General features: G+C 50.3%; 24 protein-coding genes and 1 other RNA gene. 11 read left to right on the top strand and 14 right to left on the bottom strand.

Annotated elements, in window-relative coordinates; all coding sequences use genetic code 11:
- Positions 1-14 precede the first annotated feature (14 nt).
- From KWG64_RS23235 to gatZ, 4 genes are all read right to left on the bottom strand, one after another.
- Entirely contained in the window at positions 15-1,382 is a 1,368-nt protein-coding gene (locus tag KWG64_RS23235) for a galactitol-specific PTS transporter subunit IIC (RefSeq protein WP_195823710.1), read from the bottom strand.
- A 3-nt stretch (positions 1,383-1,385) separates the two neighbouring features.
- Positions 1,386-1,670, bottom strand: a complete 285-nt coding sequence (gene gatB / locus KWG64_RS23230) for a PTS galactitol transporter subunit IIB (protein WP_195813907.1) — start codon at positions 1,668-1,670, stop codon at positions 1,386-1,388.
- A 74-nt stretch (positions 1,671-1,744) separates the two neighbouring features.
- Positions 1,745-2,227 (bottom strand): PTS galactitol transporter subunit IIA, encoded by a 483-nt coding sequence (gene gatA / locus KWG64_RS23225; RefSeq protein ID WP_195813908.1) that lies wholly within the window; start codon positions 2,225-2,227, stop codon positions 1,745-1,747.
- Positions 2,220-3,515, bottom strand: a complete 1,296-nt coding sequence (gene gatZ, locus KWG64_RS23220; RefSeq protein ID WP_218523265.1) for a tagatose-bisphosphate aldolase subunit GatZ — start codon at positions 3,513-3,515, stop codon at positions 2,220-2,222. Before gatZ ends, gatA begins: the two co-directional genes overlap by 8 nt.
- 266 nt (positions 3,516-3,781) lie before the next feature.
- Between gatZ and KWG64_RS23215 the strand changes: the two genes are divergently transcribed.
- A complete protein-coding gene (locus KWG64_RS23215) occupies positions 3,782-4,564 on the top strand; it encodes a DeoR/GlpR family DNA-binding transcription regulator (RefSeq protein WP_218523264.1) in 783 nt (260 codons plus the stop codon).
- A 191-nt stretch (positions 4,565-4,755) separates the two neighbouring features.
- On the opposite strand, the gene KWG64_RS23210 is transcribed toward KWG64_RS23215, so the two are convergent.
- The 3 genes from KWG64_RS23210 to smpB form a co-directional block, all read right to left on the bottom strand.
- The gene (locus tag KWG64_RS23210; RefSeq protein WP_218523263.1) at positions 4,756-5,535 is read right to left on the bottom strand and encodes an ABC transporter substrate-binding protein; all 780 of its coding nucleotides are present in this window, start codon (positions 5,533-5,535) and stop codon (positions 4,756-4,758) included.
- 347 nt (positions 5,536-5,882) lie between these two features.
- Positions 5,883-6,246: a transfer-messenger RNA gene (ssrA, locus tag KWG64_RS23205) on the bottom strand.
- A gap of 49 nt (positions 6,247-6,295) precedes the next feature.
- Positions 6,296-6,778 (bottom strand): SsrA-binding protein SmpB, encoded by a 483-nt coding sequence (gene smpB, locus KWG64_RS23200; protein ID WP_101075405.1) that lies wholly within the window; start codon positions 6,776-6,778, stop codon positions 6,296-6,298.
- Positions 6,779-6,934: 156 nt separating this feature from the next.
- On the opposite strand from smpB, the gene KWG64_RS23195 reads away from it, so the two are divergent.
- Together KWG64_RS23195 and KWG64_RS23190 are read left to right on the top strand one after the other, a co-directional pair.
- Entirely contained in the window at positions 6,935-7,369 is a 435-nt protein-coding gene (locus tag KWG64_RS23195) for a type II toxin-antitoxin system RatA family toxin (protein WP_195823690.1), read from the top strand.
- A complete protein-coding gene (locus tag KWG64_RS23190) occupies positions 7,362-7,646 on the top strand; it encodes an RnfH family protein (protein WP_195823689.1) in 285 nt (94 codons plus the stop codon). Before KWG64_RS23195 ends, KWG64_RS23190 begins: the two co-directional genes overlap by 8 nt.
- A gap of 77 nt (positions 7,647-7,723) precedes the next feature.
- Here the strand turns inward: KWG64_RS23190 and bamE are convergent, their stop codons facing one another.
- The 3 genes from bamE to nadK form a co-directional block, all read right to left on the bottom strand.
- Positions 7,724-8,068, bottom strand: a complete 345-nt coding sequence (gene bamE, locus KWG64_RS23185) for an outer membrane protein assembly factor BamE (protein ID WP_165059234.1) — start codon at positions 8,066-8,068, stop codon at positions 7,724-7,726.
- A 112-nt stretch (positions 8,069-8,180) separates the two neighbouring features.
- Positions 8,181-9,842, bottom strand: a complete 1,662-nt coding sequence (gene recN / locus KWG64_RS23180; RefSeq protein ID WP_218523262.1) for a DNA repair protein RecN — start codon at positions 9,840-9,842, stop codon at positions 8,181-8,183.
- A gap of 96 nt (positions 9,843-9,938) precedes the next feature.
- Positions 9,939-10,817 (bottom strand): NAD(+) kinase, encoded by an 879-nt coding sequence (nadK, locus tag KWG64_RS23175; RefSeq protein ID WP_104923140.1) that lies wholly within the window; start codon positions 10,815-10,817, stop codon positions 9,939-9,941.
- A gap of 137 nt (positions 10,818-10,954) precedes the next feature.
- Between nadK and grpE the strand changes: the two genes are divergently transcribed.
- Entirely contained in the window at positions 10,955-11,542 is a 588-nt protein-coding gene (gene grpE / locus KWG64_RS23170) for a nucleotide exchange factor GrpE (RefSeq protein ID WP_195813924.1), read from the top strand.
- A 60-nt stretch (positions 11,543-11,602) separates the two neighbouring features.
- Here the strand turns inward: grpE and ung are convergent, their stop codons facing one another.
- Positions 11,603-12,289, bottom strand: coding sequence for a uracil-DNA glycosylase (ung, locus tag KWG64_RS23165; protein WP_195813925.1), 687 nt, complete (start codon positions 12,287-12,289; stop codon positions 11,603-11,605).
- A 339-nt stretch (positions 12,290-12,628) separates the two neighbouring features.
- On the opposite strand from ung, the gene grcA reads away from it, so the two are divergent.
- A complete protein-coding gene (grcA, locus tag KWG64_RS23160) occupies positions 12,629-13,012 on the top strand; it encodes an autonomous glycyl radical cofactor GrcA (protein WP_104923137.1) in 384 nt (127 codons plus the stop codon).
- Between the two features lie 90 nt (positions 13,013-13,102).
- On the opposite strand, the gene srmB is transcribed toward grcA, so the two are convergent.
- Positions 13,103-14,431, bottom strand: a complete 1,329-nt coding sequence (srmB, locus tag KWG64_RS23155; RefSeq protein ID WP_195813926.1) for an ATP-dependent RNA helicase SrmB — start codon at positions 14,429-14,431, stop codon at positions 13,103-13,105.
- Between the two features lie 156 nt (positions 14,432-14,587).
- Between srmB and KWG64_RS23150 the strand changes: the two genes are divergently transcribed.
- Positions 14,588-15,334: a tRNA1(Val) (adenine(37)-N6)-methyltransferase gene (locus KWG64_RS23150; RefSeq protein ID WP_305080209.1), complete on the top strand. Its 747-nt coding sequence runs from the start codon at positions 14,588-14,590 to the stop codon at positions 15,332-15,334.
- 46 nt (positions 15,335-15,380) lie between these two features.
- Here KWG64_RS23150 and nadB read toward each other — a convergent pair whose 3' ends face one another.
- Positions 15,381-16,982, bottom strand: a complete 1,602-nt coding sequence (nadB, locus tag KWG64_RS23145; protein ID WP_195823687.1) for an L-aspartate oxidase — start codon at positions 16,980-16,982, stop codon at positions 15,381-15,383.
- Between the two features lie 214 nt (positions 16,983-17,196).
- Here nadB and rpoE point away from each other — a divergent pair, with 214 nt between their 5' ends.
- Genes rpoE through rseC form a run of 4 tightly spaced genes read left to right on the top strand, consistent with a single transcriptional unit; the run spans position 17,197 to position 19,904 of the window.
- Positions 17,197-17,772, top strand: coding sequence for an RNA polymerase sigma factor RpoE (gene rpoE, locus KWG64_RS23140; protein WP_037040184.1), 576 nt, complete (start codon positions 17,197-17,199; stop codon positions 17,770-17,772).
- Between the two features lie 30 nt (positions 17,773-17,802).
- On the top strand, positions 17,803-18,450 hold the full coding sequence (gene rseA / locus KWG64_RS23135) for an anti-sigma-E factor RseA (RefSeq protein ID WP_218523261.1): 648 nt from the start codon (positions 17,803-17,805) through the stop codon (positions 18,448-18,450).
- Positions 18,450-19,400 carry a sigma-E factor regulatory protein RseB gene (gene rseB / locus KWG64_RS23130; protein ID WP_218523260.1) on the top strand — a complete coding sequence of 317 codons (951 nt, stop codon included), beginning with the start codon at positions 18,450-18,452 and terminating at the stop codon, positions 19,398-19,400. Before rseA ends, rseB begins: the two co-directional genes overlap by 1 nt.
- A 27-nt stretch (positions 19,401-19,427) precedes the next feature.
- Positions 19,428-19,904: a SoxR-reducing system protein RseC gene (gene rseC / locus KWG64_RS23125; RefSeq protein WP_218523259.1), complete on the top strand. Its 477-nt coding sequence runs from the start codon at positions 19,428-19,430 to the stop codon at positions 19,902-19,904.
- 58 nt (positions 19,905-19,962) lie between these two features.
- On the opposite strand, the gene KWG64_RS23120 is transcribed toward rseC, so the two are convergent.
- The gene (locus tag KWG64_RS23120) at positions 19,963-20,781 is read right to left on the bottom strand and encodes a DUF6585 family protein (protein ID WP_218523258.1); all 819 of its coding nucleotides are present in this window, start codon (positions 20,779-20,781) and stop codon (positions 19,963-19,965) included.
- A 423-nt stretch (positions 20,782-21,204) separates the two neighbouring features.
- On the opposite strand from KWG64_RS23120, the gene lepA reads away from it, so the two are divergent.
- A complete protein-coding gene (gene lepA, locus KWG64_RS23115; RefSeq protein WP_152327815.1) occupies positions 21,205-23,004 on the top strand; it encodes a translation elongation factor 4 in 1,800 nt (599 codons plus the stop codon).
- Positions 23,005-23,030: the final 26 nt, after the last annotated feature.

Genomic DNA, 23,030 nt, shown 5'->3' with positions numbered 1-23,030 from the left:
CGCCTGGATGAGGGTTAAGCGCTGGCCAGTGCAGCCGCTGCCAGTTTTTCAGCCCGGGTAAAATTACGGGCGCGTCGCCATGTGAGGAATACACCCACGGCGTAAATGACGCCGATGATGCTGAGCCCCGCGATGTTTTTCAGCGTACAAAGTTGGATCAGAAGATAGGTAATCGGAGAACCGCCCTGATCCATGGATGCCACCCGGCCACCGGCTGTGAGAGCACCGGCATTTGCCGCGAGCTGCGTATGCAGGTCGATAGTCTGCGTCGCAATCCAGAGGGTGATACTCATGATGATGCAGCCCGAAATCAGCGTGCGGAACAGGTTCCCCTGATGCACGGCAACCGCAATCGCCACAAAGAAACCGATTGTTGCCAGATCCCCAAACGGCAGAACCTGATTTCCCGGTACCAGCACCGCAATCAAAATCGTTAATGGAATAAAGATCAGGCTGGCGGAGACGACGGCGGTATGGCCGAGCAAAAGCGCAGGATCCAGACCAATCAGGAATTCCTGTCCACCGAAACGGGCTTGCAGACGTGTACGGGCATGGCGTGCAATAGGTGTTAACCCATCCATGATCGGTTTAATCACCCGCGGCATCAGGAGCATGACGGCAGCCGTTTTGACAGCCAGCTGCAATACGCCTTTGATGTCATATCCGGCGAGATAACCAATAATCAGACCCATGACAAAACCCACGGTGACGGGTTCTCCGAACGGGCCAAAGCGTTTCTGAACATCGTCGGCGCTGAAGTGGATTTTGTTCAGGCCTGGGATTTTCTCAATAAGGGTATCGACCAGCACGGCAATCGGGCCGAGATAAGCCGAGGAGCCGTGCGGGATAGCGATGCCTTCAAGGTTGAAGAAATCGCGGGTATCTTTCGCAAACCAGTCGCCAAGTTTGTAGATGAACGCCGCGTGAACCACGACGCCCATGATCCCCAGCCAGTATGATCCGGTTGCCAGATGCAGCATGGCGCCGGTGAATGTCATGTGCCAGATGTTCCAGATATCGACGTTGACGACGCGTGTCATGCGGGTCAGCAGCATCACGATATTCACCCCGATAGCAATCGGAATGGCGACCAGCGCAATCTGGGATGCCCAGGTCATCGGTGATGAACCCGGCCAGCCGATATCCACCACTTGCAGGTTGATTTCAAAATGCTCGGCCATCGCTTTTGCCGCAGGCCCGATGGAATCGAGCATAAGGCCAATGACCAGACCGATCCCGACGAAGCCGATGCCAATGTGAATGGCTGATTTAAATGAGTCCCCCAGTTTCATGCCCAATATCAGGGAGAAAATGATGATGACGCCGGGCAGCATGACTGTCGGCCCGAGATCGAGGATGTAGCGCATTATTTCGGTAAACATGGCTTACTCCTGCAACAGGGTCAGTATTTGCTCACGCAACGCATCCATGCCGACGCCAGAAATGAACGGCATCCCATGTACCAGCGGAATTGCACCGAACTTACGGTCAACTCTGGCCGTGGTGCAAATCAGATGCGCACCGTCCATGTAGGTTTCGATCTCAGTGACGCGGCACTGGACGAGATCCACTTCAATATTATGTGCTGCGCATAACTCTTTGATTTCCTCTGCTGCCAGAGTGGAAGTGGCAACGGCTCCGCCACAGGCGACAATGATTTTTCGCTTCACGGTAAGGCTCCTTGATGCTTTGTTTTAATGTTTTTAAGTAAGGTGTAGAGGAGGTGCTTCGGTTGGTAACGGCTTCAGATATAAACGGGAGAAATTTTCTCTTCAGCCGGTAAGAAAACCTGTTGCTCAAAGAGGGATGCCAGCTGATTTTCTGGCGCAGTAAGCAGTTTTTCTAAAAATTCCGGCTTCTGTAGCTGACTGAAAAGTTGACGTAACAAGCTCAGCTGTTCTGACGGATGTGTGACGATAAGCGCCACAATCAGAGACGCAGGAACGGTGCCTTCATCATCAGCCTGAAAGAATTCAACGGGAGCATCCGGGCGAATCAGGTAGATAGCCGGGCTCCGGGCATGGCTGGCTTCGCAGTGCGGAATAGCGACTGCATGCTCTTCAAGCTGAATGCCCGTCGGGAATTCGGCCTCGCGATTCAGCAGCGCCTGCGGATAGGTGCTTTCAACCACACCAGCTTTGACCATGCTTTCTCCGATGTGGGCCAAGGCTTCCAGATAATCCGTGAAGGCAATATTTGTTTTGACGAAGATTTCGCAGTTAAGCATTGCTGCAGGCCTCCGCGCTGACGGGTTGCGGGGAACAGCCGTAATGGTAGGCGCGCAGAACGTCCTGAATTTTATCGATAATCAGTTCGTGAGGATCGCTGGTCAGTTTATTCACCATCACCCGTTCAAATTGCGCAGGAAGATATTGGCTCAACAGGCCCAGCGGGATTTCTACTGATTTTAAATTGGCGACCAGCGCTTCCATAGCCCGGTTGATGCGGGCATTGGGCCAGTAATAACGAATGCGATCTGAAAGGCTGAAATGCAGGTCGATCAGCGAAAGGCTGAATGTCGGGTTGTAGTATTTTTTCCAGTAAACCGGTTCGTCCAGCATGACACCGTCGATCACGGTCAGTATCTGGCTGCGGGATTCGGGGGCGATCAGCACCTGTTCGATATTCGCCAGAGCAAAAACGGCTTCACGAAGGGCAAAGGTTAACGCAGGCCCGACTTTCAGAATGGCAAAGTGATCCTCAACCAGATGACGATAGGATTCTCGGGTTTGGTAATCGGTTGAATGTGCCTCATAAACCAGTGGAGTTGTTGTTATATAAGCCGATAATCCCGCAGCGAGTTTCGGCTGATAGTGGATCACACGGCTATGATCAAACTCTACACCTGGCTGCACAACAACGGCGATGATCCGCTCAATTGCCGCCTCAAGCCCCATTTCACGGAAAGCCTGATGATGCATTTCGAGCGTAGCTTGCGCGTCTTTCGACTCGGTCACATGAACATGCTGGATAGCAGAAGCTTCACCGCCCGGAACCGGAACTTCGGTGCCAATGACGTAAGTCAGCGAGCGTTTCTGTTGGGGTGTTGCTACACGTTCGGCCACCTGACACAAACGTGCTGCGCGCTGAGCGACAACAAAAGGATCAAGCGGAACCGGATCGTCTGCGCATGACATTGACGCGTCCAGATGGATTTTGCTGAAACCGGCTTCAACATATTGGGCTATCAGCACTTCTGCCTTAGACATTGCAGTTTCAGCATCTTCATTTTGCCAGCAGTTTGGCCCCAGATGGTCCCCTCCCAGAATGAGTCGCTGCACCGGGAATCCGACTTTTTCCGCAATCGCGAGAACGAAATCCCGAAAATCGATCGGCAGCATTCCTGTATAGCCACCAAACTGGTTCACCTGATTGGAGGTGGCTTCGATCAGCACTTTACGATTGGTGCGGAGATCTTCCCGCAGGGCGGCTTCGATTACCAAAGGATGTGCAGAGCAGACAGAACAAATCCCGGTGCTTTCGCCTTGCTTATGTTTTTCGATAATATCTTTCATATTGGCCTCCGTTTGTTTTCGAAGATACTCATATCATTTCGAAAGCCAAACAATAGCGTTTTACAGAATTCGTGACAGTGATCGAAATATTTCGTAAGGTTGTTGCATTCGTTTTCTTTCGACTTTCGGGTTGTGCCGTAATATGAAAGCAATCAAAGCCTGGCGGGCAAGGTGATATCACGTTTCACAATGTCGGGATTTTTTTCTCCTCTTAATGACGCCTTTTGTTTACACTGTCCGCAATACAGTCTTTCGGATCCTTAATCATGAATACTTATGATAGACGTAACAAAATCATTGATTTAGTGAATCAAAACGGCACCGTCATGGTCGCCGAGCTTTCGAGTTCTTTCGACGTTTCTGAAGTGACAATTCGTTCTGACCTGGGATTACTGGAACAAAAGGGGGCTCTGAAGCGCTTTCATGGCGGTGCGGCGAAACGCGATGCTTCAGTGGCCAACCTGACGGGATTGCCGCAGGATGAAATGGTGCTAGAAGAACGTTATTTGCAGGCCAGTGATCCTAAAAAACGTATCGCTCAGGCGGCGGCAGGATTGGTAAAACCCGGAGATACCGTCATTCTCGACAGTGGCAGTACCACCATGTTGCTGGCGGAAGAACTGGTAAAATCAGGTGATATCACCGTCATCACGAACAATTTGCCCGCTGCGTTTGTGTTATCTGAAAACCCCGATATCACGCTGGTGGTCTGCGGCGGAACGTTGCGGCATAAAACGCGCTCTTTGCATGGAAACATCACGGAATATGCCTTGCAGGGAATCGTCGCCAATCTGATGTTTGTGGGCGCAGACGGCCTGGACGCCGCGACAGGCATCACCACATTTAATGAGGGCTACAGCATCAGCGGTATTATGGCTGCCGCCGCTCAGCGGGTCGTCGTTGTCACTGATTCCACTAAGTTTGGCCGTCGCGGATATAACCTGGTGTTGCCGATGGAAAAAATCGACACAATCATTACGGACACGGATATTCGTGATGAAGCTTTGCAGGCGCTCAGGCAGACATCGGCGGATCTCATGTTGGTGTAACCTTTTCAGATAACGTTTATCGGCGAGGCTGACTTTAGGCTGAAAGCCGAATCAGTGAAACGGGAAGGTTTGAGGATTGCGGAGGTTCACGAAAACAATCTTCTGAATTGCAGTTTCTGGCAGGTGGTATTGGAATCCGTCCCGCAAATATTGAGCCGCATGGTTAGCCACATGCGGCCTGATGAAAGGAATTACGGCTGTTTGGTATAGACCTCAAACGTGAAGTATTTCTTTTCCAACGTCTGGTAAGTCCCGTTTTTATGGATTTCTGCCAGCGCATTATTGATAAGTGTCAGGTGCGCCTGATCATCCTTACGCAGGCCGATAGCCGTTCCTTCGCCCAGATAACGGGTGTCGTTTAACGGCTCGCCAGCAAAGGCATAATCTTTGCCTTCAGGCGTTTTCAGAAAGCCTGTTTCGGCTGCCGCCGCGTTAGTCAGCGTTACGTCGATACGGCCAGAGGCCAGGTCCTGATTGACGAAATCCTGATTCTGATAAGAGACGACGTTCACGCCTTTCTTCTGCCATTCGCCTTGCGCATATGCTTCCTGCGTGGTTCCCTGAGCGACGCCGACGGTTTTGCCTTGCAGCGATTCCGCTGTCGGTTGCAGGCCACTGCCTTTTTTCGCAATCAGCACACTGGGTACGTGATAAAGCATGTTGGAGAAAGTGACCTGCGTTTTGCGCTTTGGCGTCATCGACATGGCGGAAAGTACGGCATCAAATTTTTTGGCATTCAGGGCAGGAATAATACCGTCATACGCGGTTTCAACCCACTCACATTTAACCTGAGCCTGCTGACAGATTGCGTTGCCCAGATCGATATCAAAACCGACCAGCTTGCCGTCCGGCGCTTTAGATTCAAAAGGGGGAAACGAAGGATCTACGCCAAAACGCAATGTTGTTTCAGCCTGTGCAAAACCGCTGGTAGCGGCCAGCGCAAGAATGGCCAGCAATATGTTTTTCTTCACAAGTAATCTCCTGATGGTGCCAAAAAAACAAACCCCCGCAGCTAAAGGCGAGGGTAAAAGTGATGCTTTCTTATTTCGAATATGACGACTCAATAAGTCAGGGTCAAGCGCCACACAACTGCGCAAAACGGGCAATAGTCGAAGATGGCAGCAATAAGATAACCGGCCGCTATGGAAAACGATTATCCGCAGAAATGGATGAGATAAATGTCGTGTTTTGGATGAAAAACAAAAGGATAGACTGCGATGACTCAACGGAGAGGTTGCAATAAAAAAGCCGCAAACCCTTGCGGGCTGCGGCTTTCTTTGCGGTAACGGCCTTATCTGGTAATAACCGAAACCTTGTTTGGTGGAGCTGGGGGGATTTGAACCCCCGTCCGAAATTACTACACCGTCGGCACTACATGCTTAGTCCAATCTTTACATTCGCCGGTTAGCTGCGGATGGACACGCCACTAACAAACTATCCTGATTGGGTTTAACGCTTTCACCCCAGGCAAGGTGTCCACGCGATCTCTTTTGGGTTTGACCTCTCTTGATCCCCGTCCTAAGAGCGGAGGCTAGGGAGAGAGGGCTCTAAGCAGGGTATTAAGCTGCTAGGGCGTAGTTTTCGTCGTTTGCGACTATTTTTTTGCGGCTTTTTACGAGGCCAACCGCCCCTCGGCATGCTCCTTGGGCTTCGCAAATCCCGTCGAATCCAGAATCAGCCCCAAGTACTATTTCGCAGTATACCAGAAAAACTGCAAGCTAAGCCAGAGACTTAGCGGTTTGAGTTCTTCATGATACGTGCTTTGTCTACTTTCCACTCACGATCTTTAATGTCATCGCGCTTGTCGTGCTCTTTCTTACCTTTTGCCAGGCCAATTTTCACTTTTGACCAGGCATTTTTCCAGTACATGGAAAGCGCGACGACGGTGTAACCATCGCGTGTCACTTTACCGAACAGCGTCTCTAACTCACGTTTGTTCAGCAGTAATTTTCTTGTGCGGGTCGGATCACAAACCACATGACTTGACGCCACGTTGAGAGGTTGAATGGTTGCGCCGAATAAAAAGGCTTCACCGTCGCGGAATGTGACATAACTGTCAGTGATGTTTGCTTTACCAGCACGCATCGATTTGACTTCCCATCCCTGCAAAGCAAGCCCCGCCTCGATCTCATCTTCGATGAAGTATTCATGGCGAGCGCGTTTGTTCATCGCGATAGTCGCGGAACCGGGTTTATGTGCTTTTTTCTTTGTCATAGTGACACTTATTATACTGTAAGCGATGCCGAATGAAATCCCCACGCGGTCAGAGTCAGATGTTTTTCCTGTTTGTAGCGCGCTGTGCTTCGTAGTTTTTATTACCGCGCAGATAAATGGTATTATCTGTACGTTTTATGACTCCTGGAAAATGATATGCCACAGATAAGTCGTTCTGCGCTTGTGCCGTTCAGCGTGGAACAGATGTACACCCTAGTAAATGATGTCGATGCTTACCCGCAATTTCTGCCCGGTTGTACCGGCAGTCGGATTTTAGAAAACAGTGACACGTCGATGACGGCCGCTGTCGATGTTTCTAAAGCAGGCATCAGTAAAACGTTTACCACAAAAAATACGCTGATAAGCAATAAACGCATTGATATGCAACTGGTTGATGGCCCTTTTCGTAAGCTCACCGGCGGGTGGGATTTCATCGAACTGAGCCCTGAAGCCTGCAAAGTTCAGCTTAGTCTGGATTTCGAGTTCACGAATAAGCTGATTGAGCTCGCGTTCGGTAAAATCTTCAAAGAGCTTGCAGGAAGCATGGTTCAGGCTTTCACACTGCGTGCAAAAGAGGTCTACAGTGTCTGAGATCCGCGTTGAAGTGGTCTACGCGTTGCCAGAACGTCAGTACCTGCGAACCGTCAAGCTGGAAGAAGGCAGCAATGTTGAACAGGCTGTTGTTGCTTCTGGCTTGCTTGAACTGCGTCAGGATATTGATTTAAAGAAGAACAAGCTGGGGATTTACAGCCGGCCCGTAAAATTGGTGGATACGGTGAGTGACGGTGATCGGATTGAAATTTACCGGCCGCTGATTGCGGATCCGAAAGAGCTGCGGCGCATTCGAGCCGAACGTTCTAAAAAATAAGGCGCCTGAGGCGCCTTATTTTTTTACCCTGAAAGATGATTTTTGGTAGTTACCAACGACCATCACACCCGGGCGATTTATTGCTGATCGCTCAACTTCGGTTTGTTATCGATGTTGGTCAGCTCGCCACCCTGGTTGAAGGTCAGCGTTAATGTTTGCTGAGTTATACCTTCATGACCTGGCTCCTGACGGAACACGTAATACCAAACATCACTGCCGAACGGGTCGTGCAACATCGGCGTGCCAAGAACATAAGCAACCTGTTGCTTAGTCATGCCGGTATGAATTTTTTGTACATCAGCAGGAGACAAGTAGTTCCCCTGATTGATGTCAGGCCGATAAACCACCTTTTCCAGAGTGGAACAGCCCGCAGTAAGCATTAGAAGAGCTACAGCGGCGGCAGTTAGCGTTTTACAGCGCATAGTCATTACATTCCTTTAGGGCATAAGATGCCGATGATAATAGACCTTTCATCAGTTTGAAACCTTTGCGGGGCACCTGTATGACCGCTTAAATGTAAAAAAGTTGAGCTTTTTACGCTGCGAGTAACTCTTTTGCATTGGCTAACGTGTTTCGGGTGACTTCACTTCCGCCCAGCAAGCGTGCCAGTTCCTGCAAACGCGCCTTCTTATCAAGACGATTCATTTGAGTTTCTGTCACTTCGCCGTCGGTTTCCTTGCTGACAAAATAATGCTGATGACCACATCCTGCAACCTGAGGTAAGTGTGTTACGCACATTACTTGTGTCGATTCACCCAATTGGCGCAACAGGCGGCCGACAATCGCGGCAGTTGGTCCGCTGATACCGACGTCCACTTCATCAAAGATCAGCGCCGGAGTTTCCATTTTTTGTGCCGTAATGACCTGAATTGCCAGCGCGATACGCGACAGCTCACCGCCGGATGCCACTTTAGCCAGCGCCTGAAGAGGCTGGCCCGGGTTAGTCGTAACCTGGAATTCAAGGCGATCCGCGCCTTCGATGCTGAGATGCTCAGGCTCGAACTGAACCTGAATTTTAAATTTACCGTGCGGCATGGATAGCGCCTGCATGCTTTGGGTAATCAGGTGTGTGAGTTCATCGGCGAAGTACTGACGTTTGTCATGTAATTGTTTTGCTATGGCCACTGCCTGTTGGTAATGCACCTGCACGGCTTCGCTCAATTCGGCCTGATTCGTTTCCTGCTCATCGAGTGCCTTTTGTTCTTCAAGTAACTGGCGATGAAGTTCCGGTAATTCTTCTGCGCTGACATGATGTTTACGCGCCAGATTCATTTGCCGGGATAAGCGCTGTTCCAGCTCGTACAATCGGTTTGGATCCATATCCAGACGTTCGCTGTAATGACGCAGTTCGTCGCTGGCTTCGCTAATCTGAATTGAGGCCTCATCCAGCATAATGATCAGTTCGTTCATTTTGCTGTCGAGTTCAGCCAGTTCAGTTAACTGATTACGGGCGGTGTAAAGCATGCTGACAATATTCTGTTCTTCACCATCGGCCAGCAAATACAGAGCACTCTGGCTGAGAGACAGCAGTTGTCCGCTGTTGGCCAGACGCTTGTATTCTTCGTCAATTTGCTCGTATTCACCCGGCTGAGGGGAAAACTCATTGAGCTCTTTTAACTGGTATTGAAGGAGCTGACGGCGTGATTCACGCTCATTCATCTGCTGCTGATATTGCGCCAGCTGGCGGCAGCTTTGGTGCCAGTTCTGGTAAGCGGCACGCATTTCTGCCAGCAACAAAGGCTGGTCTGAATACGCATCGAGCAGGGCTTTCTGATGCTCCGGTTTGAGCAGAAGCTGATGGGCGTGCTGGCCGTGAATCTGAATAAGATGCTGGCCCAGTTCGCGTAGTTGGGATAACGGAACAGGCGTTCCGTTGATAAAGCCACGTGAGCGGCCATCGCTGCTGATCGTCCGACGCAACAGGCAATCATGCCCTTCATCCAGCTGATTATCGGCCAGCCAGTGTTTTGCGGAAGGTGTATCGGCAAGTGTGAAACGCGCGCAGATATCTGCACGGCTTGCGCCAAGGCGAACCATGCTGCCATCGGCGCGGTTGCCCAGGCAAAGGCCCAGTGCGTCAATAGCAATGGATTTACCTGCACCGGTTTCGCCGGTGATTGCTGTCATCCCTGCATGAAAATCGATTTCTAATTCACGGACAATGGCAAAGTTACTGATAGTTAATTGCGCCAGCATGATCACCTTCCTGTACATAACAACAGACCTGTAATTACATACAGTATAAACTGGTTTTATATACAGTAAAGGGGCTGGCGAATTATTTTTATCAAATCAGAAGAGTTTTTTCGACCATCCGAGTTTTGTGCTTAATGTATTGAAATAACTGTAATCCTTCGGGTGGATTAAGTTCAGATGGAATTCACTGCGGCGGATCACCACTTCTTCACCCGGCTGGATGGGCAGGGCGATCTGGCTGTCACAGCTGATTTCCAGATCATTGCTCATATGTGAAAAACGCAGACAAATGGTGCTGCTGCTATTGATGACCAGCGGGCGTGCCGAAAGCGTATGCGGGAACATTGGCACCAGCGCGATGGCTTCAAGCGTTGGCGTCAGAATCGGCCCGCCGCCGGAAAGTGAGTACGCCGTTGAGCCGGTCGGCGTGGAGATGATCAGACCATCTGAACGCTGGGAAAATGCGAATTTGTCGTCAATATAGACTTCAAACTCAATCATATGCGCCACTTTCCCCGGATGCAGAACGACTTCATTGATGGCGGTGCTAACGCGGCATTGCTGGTCTTTACAGCGCACCATCGCTTCCAGCAGGAAACGTTGCTCGCTGATGTATTCGCCCTGCAAAACATCATCGAGTTGCTGAAGGGCGTTATCCGGATCGAGATCGGTCAGAAAACCGAGATTACCGCGGTTAATGCCGATGACTTTGATGTCATAGCGTGCCAGGACGCGCGCGGCGCCCAGCATATTACCGTCACCGCCAACTACAACGGCAAGATCGGCCAGTTTGCCGATCTCCGCCAGGCTGCCGGTTTGAGCGCCTTCCAGGGCTAAATCCTGTGCCACCTGCCGTTCAACGACGACCTGATAACCTTTTGAAATTAACCAGTGATAGAGCATTTCATGGGTGGCAAGTGCCGAAGGATGGCGTGGGTGTCCGACGATCCCAATGCACTCAAATTTTTTATTCATCGCTGTGGTTATCCTCAGCAGGGTGTGATGACACCTGCATTATGACCGGTTTCATTCAAAACCAAACCTTGAAACCCCGGTTTTGATCCCCATAATAAGCCAACTAGCAAGATTAATGCTAAAACGCGGAGAGATTCATGAGTAGTAAAGAACATAAGACACCTGACGAGCAAGTCTCTGAAGAACTGAATCAGGAACAAGAGCTGCATGCGGAAGCGGAAACTCAGGCGGCAGATGTCGTTGACCCTCGCGATGAACGCATTGCTGAATTGGAAGCACAGCTGAAAGAAGTTCAGCAGCGTGAGCGTGACAGCCTGCTGCGTGCGAAAGCGGAAGTGGAAAACATCCGTCGTCGTACCGAACTGGATATCGAGAAAGCGCACAAATTTGCCCTTGAGAAATTCTCTGGCGAATTGCTGCCGGTCATCGATAACCTGGAGCGTGCTCTGGATCTGGCTGATAAATCGAATTCAGAACTGGCAGGGTTGATTGAAGGCGTCGAACTGACCCTGAAATCTCTGCTGGACGCTGTACGCAAGTTCGGTATGGAAGTGGTAAGCGACATCCACGTTCCATTCAACCCTGAGCAGCATCAGGCCATGACGATGATGGAATCCGACGAACTGGAACCTAATCACGTCATGATGGTGATGCAGAAGGGCTACATGCTGAATGGCCGTCTGTTACGCCCGGCGATGGTTGCGGTTTCTAAAGCCAAAGCCTGATTCTGTTTCAGAACGACTGTAAAAATAAGAGGCACCTTCGCGGGTGCCTCTTTTTTTATGCTATTCCGTGGCCGGTAAAACAGGCATCCAGTCAATGGGTGCCAGGCCTTGTTGCTTGAGTAATTCATTGGCCTGAGAAAAATGCTTACAGCCCAGAAAACCGCGATGCGCAGAAAGCGGAGAAGGGTGCGGCGCTTTCAGTACGTGATGGCGGTTGCGGTCAATGATATTGCCTTTTTTCTGGGCATGAGATCCCCACAGCAAGAATACTATTCCTTCACGATTTTCATTCAAGGCTGCGATCACCCGGTCGGTAAAGGTTTCCCAACCCAGTTTGGCGTGGGAATGTGCCTGCCCGCCTTCTACGGTTAACACCGTATTGAGCAGAAGTACGCCCTGGTCGGCCCAGCTCTGTAAATATCCATGATGAGGGCGCTCGAAACCGGGGATATCCGTTGCCAGCTCTTTATACATATTCACCAGTGACGGCGGCGCAGGGATACCAGGACGAACTGAAAAGGACAGTCCGTGAGCCTGATTTGGGCCATGGTACGGATCCTGCCCCAGAATAACGACTTTCACATCGGCAAGTTCAGCGGATCGAAAGGCATTAAAAACATCCTGCTGAGGCGGATAAATCGTTTTTCCCGCCGCGCGTTCAGCGGCAACAAACTTCAATGTATCAACAAAGTAAGGCTGTTCTTTTTCCTGACCGATGACGTCATGCCAGGTGAGAGTGGTGGACATTGACGCTCTCCTTTTCAAGGTGATTTTTCTCTGCGCGTAGCTTACCTGCTCATTCTTCCGAGTTAAACCCGCCTGAGCTTTTGCTGATGTTTATCTGCGGCTTAACGGTTTTATGCAAAAATTATTGATAATTTACAAAAATAATTTAAGCCTGCTACTTGGAAAAATTGATATAAAACATAAATATGCTGAGTAACAGGAATAACCACACTGGAAAGATTGATATTAATCAAAGAATGCGGGGTGTTCTGCTGTTATATCTGACAGCAGGACAATGGGTTGTTGATCAACCCTACACCAATCAATTCACAGTATCGTAGCCAATTATGGAGGCAACATATGATCACCGGGATCCAAATTACCAAAACCAATAACGAAGCGCTGAAAAACTCTTTCTGGCTGCTGGATGATGAAAAATCGGAAGCTCGCTGTGTTTGTGCAAAAGCGGGTTATGCGGAAGACCAGATCGTTGCTGTCAGCGAACTTGGCCAGTTTGAATACCGTGAAGTTCCAATGGAAATTCAACCGACTGTACGTGTGGAAGGCGGTCAGCACCTGAACGTTAACGTTCTTCGTCGCGAAACGCTGGAAGATGCTGTTAAACATCCGGAAAAATACCCACAGCTTACCATTCGTGTTTCTGGCTATGCGGTGCGTTTTAACTCGCTGACTGCTGAACAGCAGCGCGATGTAATTACCCGTACTTTCACTGAAAGCCTGTAATCTCAACAGATTACGTAAATTTCAGATAATAAAAAACCGCCTGTTCAGTTCAGGCGGTTTTTTTTCGTCATGAATAAGTCCGCAGGTGGCTTATTTTGACGTGTCTTTCGCAGCATCAGGTTTAACGCGACGTTTGCCGACGTTTTTACTGTCACGATGGCGAACTTTAACTTTCACCTTCGATTTTTCCTGCGCTTCTTTCTGCTTCTCTTTGCGTTTCGCCAGCACTTTCTTCGATGGCTTGCCGGTGACTTTCTCGCTCGGTGCTTTCGTTTTCGCACGGAACCCGTCGAGCACGCGTGCTTTCAGCGGCTCGTTCAGGTAGCGACCGATTTTGCCCAGCAGCAGGTGGTCATGTGCTTCCACGAATGAAATGGCTGTGCCTTTACGGCCTGCACGGCCGGTACGGCCGATACGGTGCAGATAAATATCCGCCGTCAAAGGCAGGTCGAAGTTAAACACGTGGCTGATGTCGTTGATGTCCAGGCCACGGGCGGCGATGTCAGTCGCTACCAGCACGTTGACGCGGTCTTCAACCATGCGTTTTACCGCTTCAGTACGCTTCACCTGAACCATTTCGCCTTCGAGATAACAGGAGTTGATCCCTGCTTCGCGTAACCAGGCCACCAGCTCATGCACACGCTCACGCTTACGCACGAAGATTACCGATTTAGTGACATCTTCCTGTTTCAGCAAATGGATCAGCATCTGGGTTTTGTGCGCCAGATCGTCTGCGCGGTAGTACCATTGCAGAATTTTTTTACGCTCGCGGCGCGACGGGTCGGCTTCGATTTCAACCGGCTCAGTCAGAATGCGTTCTGCGAATTCACGGATGGCTTCCCCTTCCAGCGTTGCGGAGAACAGCAACGTCTGTTTACGCCAGCGAGCTTCGGCAGAAATCGTTTCGATATCCTGAGCAAAACCCATGTCCAGCATGCGGTCTGCTTCGTCGAGGATCAGCGTTTCGATTGCGCGGCAGTCAAAGTTTTCTTCTTTGATGTATTGCAGCAAACGGCCGGTCGTCGCAACGACGATATCCTGGTTTTCGCTGAACACTTCGGCGTGGTTCATATATGCCACACCGCCGGTGATCGTCGCGATATCCAGATCGGTATGTTTCGCCAGCTCACGGGCCTGTTCAGCAACCTGCATAGCCAGTTCACGAGTTGGCGTGAGGATCAGAATACGGGGCGGACCAGATTTCTTACGCGGGAAATCCAGCAAATGCTGCAAGGCTGGCAACAGGAATGCCGCGGTTTTGCCGGTGCCGGTAGGAGCCGAACCCAACACATCGCGTCCGTCCATTGCTGGCGGAATTGCCTCTGCCTGTATGACAGTCGGGCGGCTATAGCCTTTGTCGCCTAAGGCGTCAATCAGGCGTTCATCGAGTTCGAGTTCGGAAAAAGTGGTTACAGTCATGGTCTACCTCTACTTGGGGCGCCGATTATAGACGTGTTAGACGCGATCTTCACCTATTTAAGCGGTTTGCGTGCCTTTTCCTCCACATCTCTTTACCCTATGCTACGACAGTTTTCGTTCAGAGGCCTGATGGCCGGCGTAATTACGGTGAAATGAGTGGCAAAAGAAGTCAGTTCGGCCCGGCCTTTGCGGCGCAACGGGTTTACCTTTAAACAGTTTTTTGTCGCGCACGACCGCTGTGCGATGAAAGTTGGTACCGATGGCGTTCTGCTTGGCGCAACGGCGCCCGTCAGCGGGGCTAAACGCATTCTGGATATCGGCTGCGGCAGCGGCCTTATTGCCATAATGCTGGCTCAGCGCAGTGGCCCTCAAACTGCTATTGATGCCGTCGAACTCGAACCTGCCGCCGCTGCACAGGCTGCGGAGAATTTTCGCGAATCTGTCTGGGCGCAACGGTTGTCTGTCTTCGCGCAGGATATTAATGATTACGCACGGCAGCACCCAGCTGAGTATGATCTGATTGTCAGCAATCCACCTTATTTCGAATCGGCGGTAGCCTGTCGGGATGAAGCGCGAAATGCGGCCCGATATACCGAAACTCTTACCCACGCCGCGTTGCTTGAATGCGCCGGGAAGTTGATTTCGCCGCAAGGGTTATTCAGCGTTGTGCTGCCTTATGACATTGGTCTGGCATTTGAAACGCTGGCGAATCAGCAAGGCTGGTTCACCGCATGGCGGATGGCCGTGCGCGATCGCCCGGGAAAACCCCTTAATCGCCTGTTGCTGACGTTATCGAAACAGCCCGTTGAGAAAGAAGAAATGGAACTGGAATTGCGGAAATCAGAAGGTATTTACAGCGAAGCGTTCTGTGCACTGATTGCGGATTTTTATCTGAACTACTGATGGATTTTGTGTCTGTAAAAGTGCGTTCCTTCGCACTTTTTAGTGTCTAAGGCTGCAAGATTGTCGGTTGAGGGTTTTCCTCTAACTCCGGATAATCCAGTGTGAAGTGCAGCCCGCGGCTTTCTTTACGTTCCAGTGCGCTGCGCACTATAAGCTCTGCTACTAACACCAGATTGCGTAATTCGAGTAAGTTATTGGAAATACGGAAGTTGGCATAGTATTCGTCAATTTCCTGTTGCAGAGTCATGATGCGCCGCAATGCGCGCTCCAGACGTTTTGTAGTCCGAACAATCCCGACGTAATCCCACATAAACAGCCGCAGTTCATGCCAGTTATGCTGAATCACCACTTGCTCATCCGAATTGTCGACACGACTTTCATCCCATTGCGGAATATTTTTTGCCAGTTTGGCATGCGGTAAACGCTTGATGATGTCTTCCGCCGCCGACCAGCCGTAAACTACGCATTCCAGCAGCGAATTGGACGCCAGCCGGTTAGCGCCGTGTAATCCGGTATAACTCACTTCGCCGATCGCATACAAACCGTCGAGATCGGTACGCCCGTGCTGATCAACCATCACGCCACCGCAGGTATAATGTGCGGCCGGAACAATCGGAATCGCCTCTTTCGTCAGATCAATGCCGAGTGATTGCAGCTTTTCGTCGATCATCGGGAAGTGATGCTTAATGAATTCCGGCGGACGATGGCTGATATCCAGATACATACAATCCGCGCCAAGACGTTTCATTTCATGGTCGATTGCCCGCGCCACCACATCACGTGGTGCGAGTTCGCCACGTGCATCGAAATCGGGCATGAATCGCGTGCCGTCGGGGCGTTTGAGCAATGCACCTTCGCCGCGCAGAGCTTCAGTGAGCAGAAAATTGCGCGCCTGAGGATGATAAAGACAAGTCGGATGGAACTGGTTGAATTCCAGATTGGCAACGCGGCATCCTGCGCGCCAGGCCATTGCGACGCCATCGCCGGAAGAAATGTCCGGATTCGTGGTGTATTGGTAGACTTTCGCCGCACCACCGGTGGCCAGTACAACGGCTTTAGCGCGCAGAGTCTCAACGTGCTCTTTGTCACGGTTCCAGACATAGGCACCCACCACGCGCTGCGTACCGGGCAAACCCAGCTTGCTTGAGGTAATTAAATCAACGGCATTATAGCGTTCTTTAACGCAAATATTGGCGTGCGCCCTTGCTTTCCCAACCAGCGTAGTCTCTACTTCTTTACCTGTAGCATCAGCAGCATGCAGGATCCTGCGGTGGCTGTGACCGCCTTCGCGAGTCAGATGATATCGCTCTTCTGAGCTCTCGCTGGTTTCGGTATCAAACAGTACGCCCTGGTCGATCAACCACTGGACACAATGACGTGCGTTGCTGGCGATAAATTCAACGGCTTCTTTATCACATAAGCCTGCGCCGGCAATTAATGTGTCATCTACGTGTGAGGCAATGCTGTCTGCTTCGTCGAAAACGGCGGCGATCCCGCCCTGTGCGTAAAACGTTGAGCCTTCGTTGAGCGGGCCCTTACTGAGAACAGTGACGTGACAGTGGTCTGCAAGTCGCAAAGCCAGAGAAAGGCCCGCAGCGCCACTTCCGATTATCAATACATCGCTAACAAATTCAGATGAAGGTTGCATAACGTATGATGTTTGCAGAAGAAGAGGGAAATTCATGTTAGCCTAAACCTCCGTGAAAAAGCCACGGGCATGAGACTTCAATAGAAAAAACAATGGCGATGTGGAACTTTATGTTTCATGTGAACTCCAAGCAGTACTTGCTCAGGAATATAATGATGAAAGCTGGCAGTACGACTTTAAGCGCGGAGATGGTTTTGGGGAGATTTTACCTCGGATGAGCGAGCAGTTAGCCGATCAAGTTCTGGTTGAGCGGGTCCAGAAGGGTGATCAAAAATCGTTCAATTTACTGGTTATTCGTTACCAGCATAAGGTAGCGAGCCTTGTATCCCGCTATGTGCCACAGGGCGATGTGCCTGATGTGGTTCAGGAATCTTTTATTAAAGCGTATCGCGCGCTGGAATCTTTCCGCGGCGACAGTGCTTTTTATACCTGGCTGTACCGTATTGCAGTCAACACAGCGAAAAATTATCTGGTCGCCCAGGGACGACGTCCGCCTTCAAGTGACGTCGACGCAAATGAAGCCGAAAATTTCGAAAGTGGCGGTGCCCTGAAAGAAATTTCGAACCCTGAGAACTTGATGTTGTCTGAAGAGTTACGGCAGATAGTTTTCCGTACTATTGAAGCACTTCCTGAAGATCTTCGCATGGCGATTACCTTGAGGGAGTTGGATGGGTTGAGCTATGAAGAAATAGCCGCCATCATGGATTGTCCGGTGGGTACGGTCAGATCCCGTATATTCCGTGCCCGGGAAGCAATTGATAACAAAGTTCAACCGCTCATCCAGCGTTAGAGATGACGGACACAGGAAGGGTACTTAGGCATGCAGAAAGAAAAGCTTTCCGCTCTGATGGATGGTGAAGCGATTGATTCAGAACTGCTAAGTTCTTTATCAACGGATAATAAGCTTCAGCAAAGCTGGCAGAGTTATCATTTGATCCGCGATACCTTACGCGGTGATATTGGGAATGTGGTGCATCTGGATATCGCAGACAGTGTGGCCGCAGCGCTGGCAAACGAGCCGGTTAAACTGGTGCCGGGTTCCGCTACAGAATCGCAGCCTCAGCCTCATACCTGGCAGAAAATGCCTTTCTGGCACAAAGTTCGTCCTTGGGCGAGCCAACTGACCCAGATTGGTGTGGCCGCGTGTGTGTCTCTGGCCGTTATTGTGGGTGTGCAGCACTACAATCAGCCTGACGCAACAGGTGCTTCTCCGGAAACTCCTGCGTTCAATACGTTGCCTATGATGGGTAAAGCTTCTCCGGTGAGCTTCGGCGTGCCAAATGAAGGCAATACCACCAGCGGGCAACAAAATGTGCAGGAGCAACGTAAACGCATCAATGCTATGTTGCAGGATTACGAATTGCAGCGCCGCTTGCACTCTGAGCAGCTTCAGCTCGAACCGATCACCCCGCAGCAAGCTGCTGTTCAGGTCCCAGGAACTCAGTCTTTAGGAACGCAAACGCAGTAATGAAGCAATTTTGGTTTGCCGTTTGTTTAGCGACGGGCAGCCTGCTTTCTTCAAGCATCGCCTTGGCAGAACCGACTTCCGAGGCGTTATTACAAGAAATGGGTAAAGCCAGCCAGTCGCTGAATTATGAAATGGGTTTTATCAACATCACGAAGCAGGGGATTGACTCCTTTCGCTATCGTCATGCTGTCTCGAAGGAAGTCTTACTCGCTCAACTGGTTCTGATGGATGGGCCGCGCCGTGAAATTGTCCAGCGTGGAAAAGACATCAGCTACTTTGAGACCGGGTTACAGCCTTTCACTCTGGATGGCGATCATATCGTTGATTCCCTTCCTTCCATCGTTTTCAGTGATTTCTCCCTGCTTTCAAAATACTACGACTTTATTGCCGTAGGCCGCGCCCGTGCTGCCGACCGCCTGAGTCAGGTTATCCGCGTTGTTTCGCGTGATGGTACGCGTTTCAGCTATGTCATCTGGGTGGATGAGCAGACGAAATTGCCTATGCGGGTTGATCTGTTAGACAGAGATGGTGAAACACTGGAGCAGTTCCGTGTCATCAGTTTTGATGATGGAAAACAAGCTATTGGCATGCTGGCTGATTTGGAAAAAGCAAGTTTACCACCAGTGCTTTCTTTACCTGCTTCCGAGCAGGCGAAATTTAGCTGGCAGGTGAAATGGCTTCCGGCTGGCGTCACGGAAGTAGCAAGCAGTCGCAGAAACTTGCCAAATATGCCCGTCACGATAGAATCACGACTGTATACTGATGGATTATTCAGTTTCTCCGTCAATATCAGCTCTACGACCAGCGGGCCCTCTGAACAGTTAATCAGGCAGGGGCGCAGAACGGTGCAGACGGAAATTCGCAACGGCAATGAAATTACCGTTGTCGGAGAATTGCCACCTTCAACCGCCAAACGTATTGCTGACAGTATCGTCTTCTCCGCAAAATGAATTTTGGCAAAAAAAACGGGTGATCACATGATGAAAGAATGGGCCACGGTTATCTCGTGGCAAGATGGTATTGCGACGCTGCGTTGTGAAACGCAGGCGGGTTGCAGTAGCTGCCATTCACGCTCAGGATGTGGTGCCCGCGTACTGAACGAGTTAGGGCCACAAACCGAGCATAATCTTCAGGTCAGCATCAACGAACGTCTGGAACCGGGCCAGAAAGTCGAACTGGGGATCCCTGAGGGAAGCCTTTTGCGTTCGGCATTTTTGGTCTATATGACGCCATTGTTTGGTGTGATTGCCGGCGGCGGGTTGCTCCAGGCCTTGCTCAAGGAAGATATGTACGCGGTGATTGGTGCTGTGCTCGGCGGTGGATTAGGCTTCCTGATTGCAAAAGCGCTGGCAGCAAAAGTCGATGGCAAAGCCGGTTATCAGCCGGTGGTCTTGCAGGTCGGGTTACCACCGAATGCATTCCGCTACTCAACTGACAGCGAGTTGCCTTCTTAAAATCGCTCCATTCGTGATGCGTATAAATGCCACTGTTTCTATTGATTCAGTGGCATTTTTAGTTTCTGACAGGTATCCGGTTCTGAATCATATGCTCAATCAGCGCGATGAAAAGATCTGCGCTTGAGAGCGAGGTATAGGGCACGGAAAACAGGATCCTGCCATGTTTATCCAGCAATCGGATCAGCGGGCTGTTGCTGCCACCGCTGATAAACTGAATGTCTTCAACCGGCACCGTCTTTCCTTCATCCGTGGTCAGCATCAGCGCGCTCAGCCTGATTCGTTTTTCGTGCGTTGCCAGAAGGTTAGAGCTGATAAACCGTTTCAATCCGCAACGGGCATTAAGCAGCCGGGTAAAAAGAATATCGCCACCCTGAGCCAGGGTATTTAATGCCCACGGACCACGAAACATCAGCTGTTCGTTTTTAATAACCTCAATTAACCGTTCGGAATGAGCAATATTTGGCGTGATCCGATGCCAGGTTTTGCTATTTTCTTCACGAAATATCATCGTGTTTAAAATACGACGTGTGTATTTACCGGTTCTGAAGCGATATATATCCATAATCCGTTCGAACGGAATAAAACGATTTTTTTTGTCCGTCTGGCTTATAACTAAAATACCATTTTCATGCAGCTGATAGATTTGAAGTGGACGGATGAAGCGTCTTAACATGATGAGGACTATCCCCAGCGCAATGCTGAGCAAAGCCGACAACACCACGCTGTGCAGCCCGGCTGCGGTGTGCCCGAAAGCCAGCAGGAATGCAATTTGCACCGCGCCGCCAATCAGTAACAGAACTGACAGGACCAGAGTGATCCACGAGTTGGCTTTGGCAAAGCCATGCTGACTGAGCAGCCGCCCTTCATTGATCATATCGCTAACCTTGTGACCGGATTGAATTAAAATGAAAAAAGTTGTTTAAAGAAGACAGTAATTAAGAATTAAGTAGGTTGGGGGAGAGTTATTTCTTTTTATAACAATATATTAAGTTGCGGTGTCTGTTTTTGTATATGGGTATTTTCCTAAAGTAAACAGGAGGCTTTTGCATTTGCCCGAGCCGGATTAATGGATGTTGCTGGCAGACGCAAATAGGTGACAAATGAAAATAAATGAAAAGTTGGCCTCTTCCTGATGGGAAAGCTCGCATAATCTGGAGTTAGGGCGTGCCGAGACTAGGTTTTCCCAGTGCTGGCATGTAGAATGCTGCGACTTAGGCGAAAGACAGCCAACCTACAAACCGTCGCTGTATGTTCATGGCGAATGATTCAGAAATACCAAGGCAGAAAAACTTTTATAATGAAGCATATACGAAATTTCTCCATTATTGCCCACATTGACCACGGTAAGTCGACGCTGTCAGACCGTATTATTCAAATTTGCGGTGGCTTGTCCGATCGTGAAATGGAAGCGCAGGTTCTCGATTCAATGGATCTGGAACGTGAACGCGGCATCACCATTAAAGCGCAAAGCGTTACCCTCGATTACAAAGCGAAAGATGGGCAAGTTTACCATCTGAACTTTATCGACACCCCGGGGCACGTTGACTTCTCTTATGAAGTTTCCCGTTCTCTGGCCGCCTGTGAAGGTGCGTTGCTGGTGGTCGATGCCGGTCAGGGCGTTGAAGCGCAGACGCTGGCAAACTGTTACACCGCGATGGAAATGGATCTGGAAGTTGTTCCGGTTCTGAACAAAATCGATTTGCCTGCTGCTGATCCCGATCGCGCTGCACAGGAAATCGAAGACATCGTGGGTATTGATGCGACCGACGCGGTGCGTTGCTCGGCGAAAACCGGTGTTGGCGTGCCAGAAGTGCTGGAACGTCTGGTTCGTGACGTTCCGCCACCAGAAGGTGATCCGGAAGCGCCGCTCCAGGCACTGATCATCGACTCCTGGTTCGATAACTACCTTGGCGTGGTTTCTCTGGTTCGTATCAAAAACGGCACCATGAGAAAAGGCGACAAAATTAAAGTGATGAGTACCGGACAGGTGTATAACGCCGATCGTCTGGGTATTTTCACGCCTAAACGTGTTGATAAAGACATTCTGAACTGCGGCGAAGTAGGCTGGCTGGTTTGCGCGATCAAAGACATCCTGGGCGCGCCGGTGGGCGATACCCTGACGTTAGCGCGTCAGCCTGCGGACAAAGCATTGCCTGGTTTTAAGAAAGTGAAACCTCAGGTTTATGCTGGCCTGTTCCCGGTCAGCTCTGACGATTATGAAAACTTCCGTGACGCGCTGGGCAAACTCAGCCTGAACGATGCCTCCCTGTTCTATGAACCAGAAAGTTCTACCGCGCTGGGCTTCGGCTTCCGCTGTGGCTTCCTGGGCTTACTGCACATGGAGATCATTCAGGAACGTCTGGAACGTGAATACGATTTGGATCTGATCACCACCGCACCGACGGTAGTGTATGAAGTCCTGACGACCGGTAACGAAACCGTTTATGTCGACAGCCCGTCTAAATTACCTGCGCTGAACAACATTCTCGAATTACGCGAGCCTATCGCCGAGTGTCACATGCTGATGCCGCAGGAATATCTGGGCAGCGTGATTACGTTATGTATTGAGAAACGTGGCGTGCAGACCAACATGGTTTATCACGGCAATCAGGTTGCGCTGACTTACGAAATTCCAATGGCGGAAGTCGTGCTCGATTTCTTTGACCGTCTGAAGTCCACTTCACGCGGTTATGCGTCTCTTGATTACAATTTCAAACGTTTCCAGACTTCTGACATGGTGCGTGTTGATGTTCTAATCAACGGCGACCGTGTGGATGCGCTGGCGCTGATCACTCACCGTGGCAACTCACAGTTCCGTGGACGCCAGCTGGTTGAGAAGATGCAGGAATTAATCCCGCGTCAGCAGTTCGACATTGCAATCCAGGCGGCGATTGGTGCTCACATCATTGCCCGTTCGACGGTTAAGCAATTGCGTAAAAACGTTCTCGCCAAGTGTTATGGCGGTGACGTCAGCCGTAAGAAAAAACTGTTGCAGAAACAGAAAGATGGTAAGAAACGCATGAAGCAAGTGGGTAACGTTGAGTTACCACAGGAAGCGTTCCTGGCCATTCTTCACGTGGGCAAAGACAGCAAATAAATCCTTAATTGAGTTGTAGGGAGTAT

It is taken from the genome of Rahnella sp. PD12R, from assembly GCF_019200965.1.
Classification (GTDB): Bacteria; Pseudomonadota; Gammaproteobacteria; order Enterobacterales; family Enterobacteriaceae; genus Rahnella; species Rahnella laticis.
This window is presented reverse-complemented; position numbering and strand designations above follow the sequence as displayed.

Bases quoted from the DNA above. Each gene is read 5' to 3' on its own strand.
- KWG64_RS23235 (WP_195823710.1), bottom strand. From the start codon at position 1,382: ATGTTTACCGAAATAATGCGCTACATCCTCGATCTCGGGCCGACAGTC.
- gatA (WP_195813908.1), bottom strand. From the start codon at position 2,227: ATGCTTAACTGCGAAATCTTCGTCAAAACAAATATTGCCTTCACGGAT.
- gatZ (WP_218523265.1), bottom strand. From the start codon at position 3,515: ATGAAAGATATTATCGAAAAACATAAGCAAGGCGAAAGCACCGGGATT.
- KWG64_RS23215 (WP_218523264.1), top strand. From the start codon at position 3,782: ATGAATACTTATGATAGACGTAACAAAATCATTGATTTAGTGAATCAA.
- smpB (WP_101075405.1), bottom strand. From the start codon at position 6,778: ATGACAAAGAAAAAAGCACATAAACCCGGTTCCGCGACTATCGCGATG.
- KWG64_RS23195 (WP_195823690.1), top strand. From the start codon at position 6,935: ATGCCACAGATAAGTCGTTCTGCGCTTGTGCCGTTCAGCGTGGAACAG.
- bamE (WP_165059234.1), bottom strand. From the start codon at position 8,068: ATGCGCTGTAAAACGCTAACTGCCGCCGCTGTAGCTCTTCTAATGCTT.
- recN (WP_218523262.1), bottom strand. From the start codon at position 9,842: ATGCTGGCGCAATTAACTATCAGTAACTTTGCCATTGTCCGTGAATTA.
- nadK (WP_104923140.1), bottom strand. From the start codon at position 10,817: ATGAATAAAAAATTTGAGTGCATTGGGATCGTCGGACACCCACGCCAT.
- grpE (WP_195813924.1), top strand. From the start codon at position 10,955: ATGAGTAGTAAAGAACATAAGACACCTGACGAGCAAGTCTCTGAAGAA.
- ung (WP_195813925.1), bottom strand. From the start codon at position 12,289: ATGTCCACCACTCTCACCTGGCATGACGTCATCGGTCAGGAAAAAGAA.
- grcA (WP_104923137.1), top strand. From the start codon at position 12,629: ATGATCACCGGGATCCAAATTACCAAAACCAATAACGAAGCGCTGAAA.
- srmB (WP_195813926.1), bottom strand. From the start codon at position 14,431: ATGACTGTAACCACTTTTTCCGAACTCGAACTCGATGAACGCCTGATT.
- nadB (WP_195823687.1), bottom strand. From the start codon at position 16,982: ATGCAACCTTCATCTGAATTTGTTAGCGATGTATTGATAATCGGAAGT.
- rpoE (WP_037040184.1), top strand. From the start codon at position 17,197: ATGAGCGAGCAGTTAGCCGATCAAGTTCTGGTTGAGCGGGTCCAGAAG.
- rseA (WP_218523261.1), top strand. From the start codon at position 17,803: ATGCAGAAAGAAAAGCTTTCCGCTCTGATGGATGGTGAAGCGATTGAT.
- rseB (WP_218523260.1), top strand. From the start codon at position 18,450: ATGAAGCAATTTTGGTTTGCCGTTTGTTTAGCGACGGGCAGCCTGCTT.
- rseC (WP_218523259.1), top strand. From the start codon at position 19,428: ATGATGAAAGAATGGGCCACGGTTATCTCGTGGCAAGATGGTATTGCG.
- KWG64_RS23120 (WP_218523258.1), bottom strand. From the start codon at position 20,781: ATGATCAATGAAGGGCGGCTGCTCAGTCAGCATGGCTTTGCCAAAGCC.
- lepA (WP_152327815.1), top strand. From the start codon at position 21,205: ATGAAGCATATACGAAATTTCTCCATTATTGCCCACATTGACCACGGT.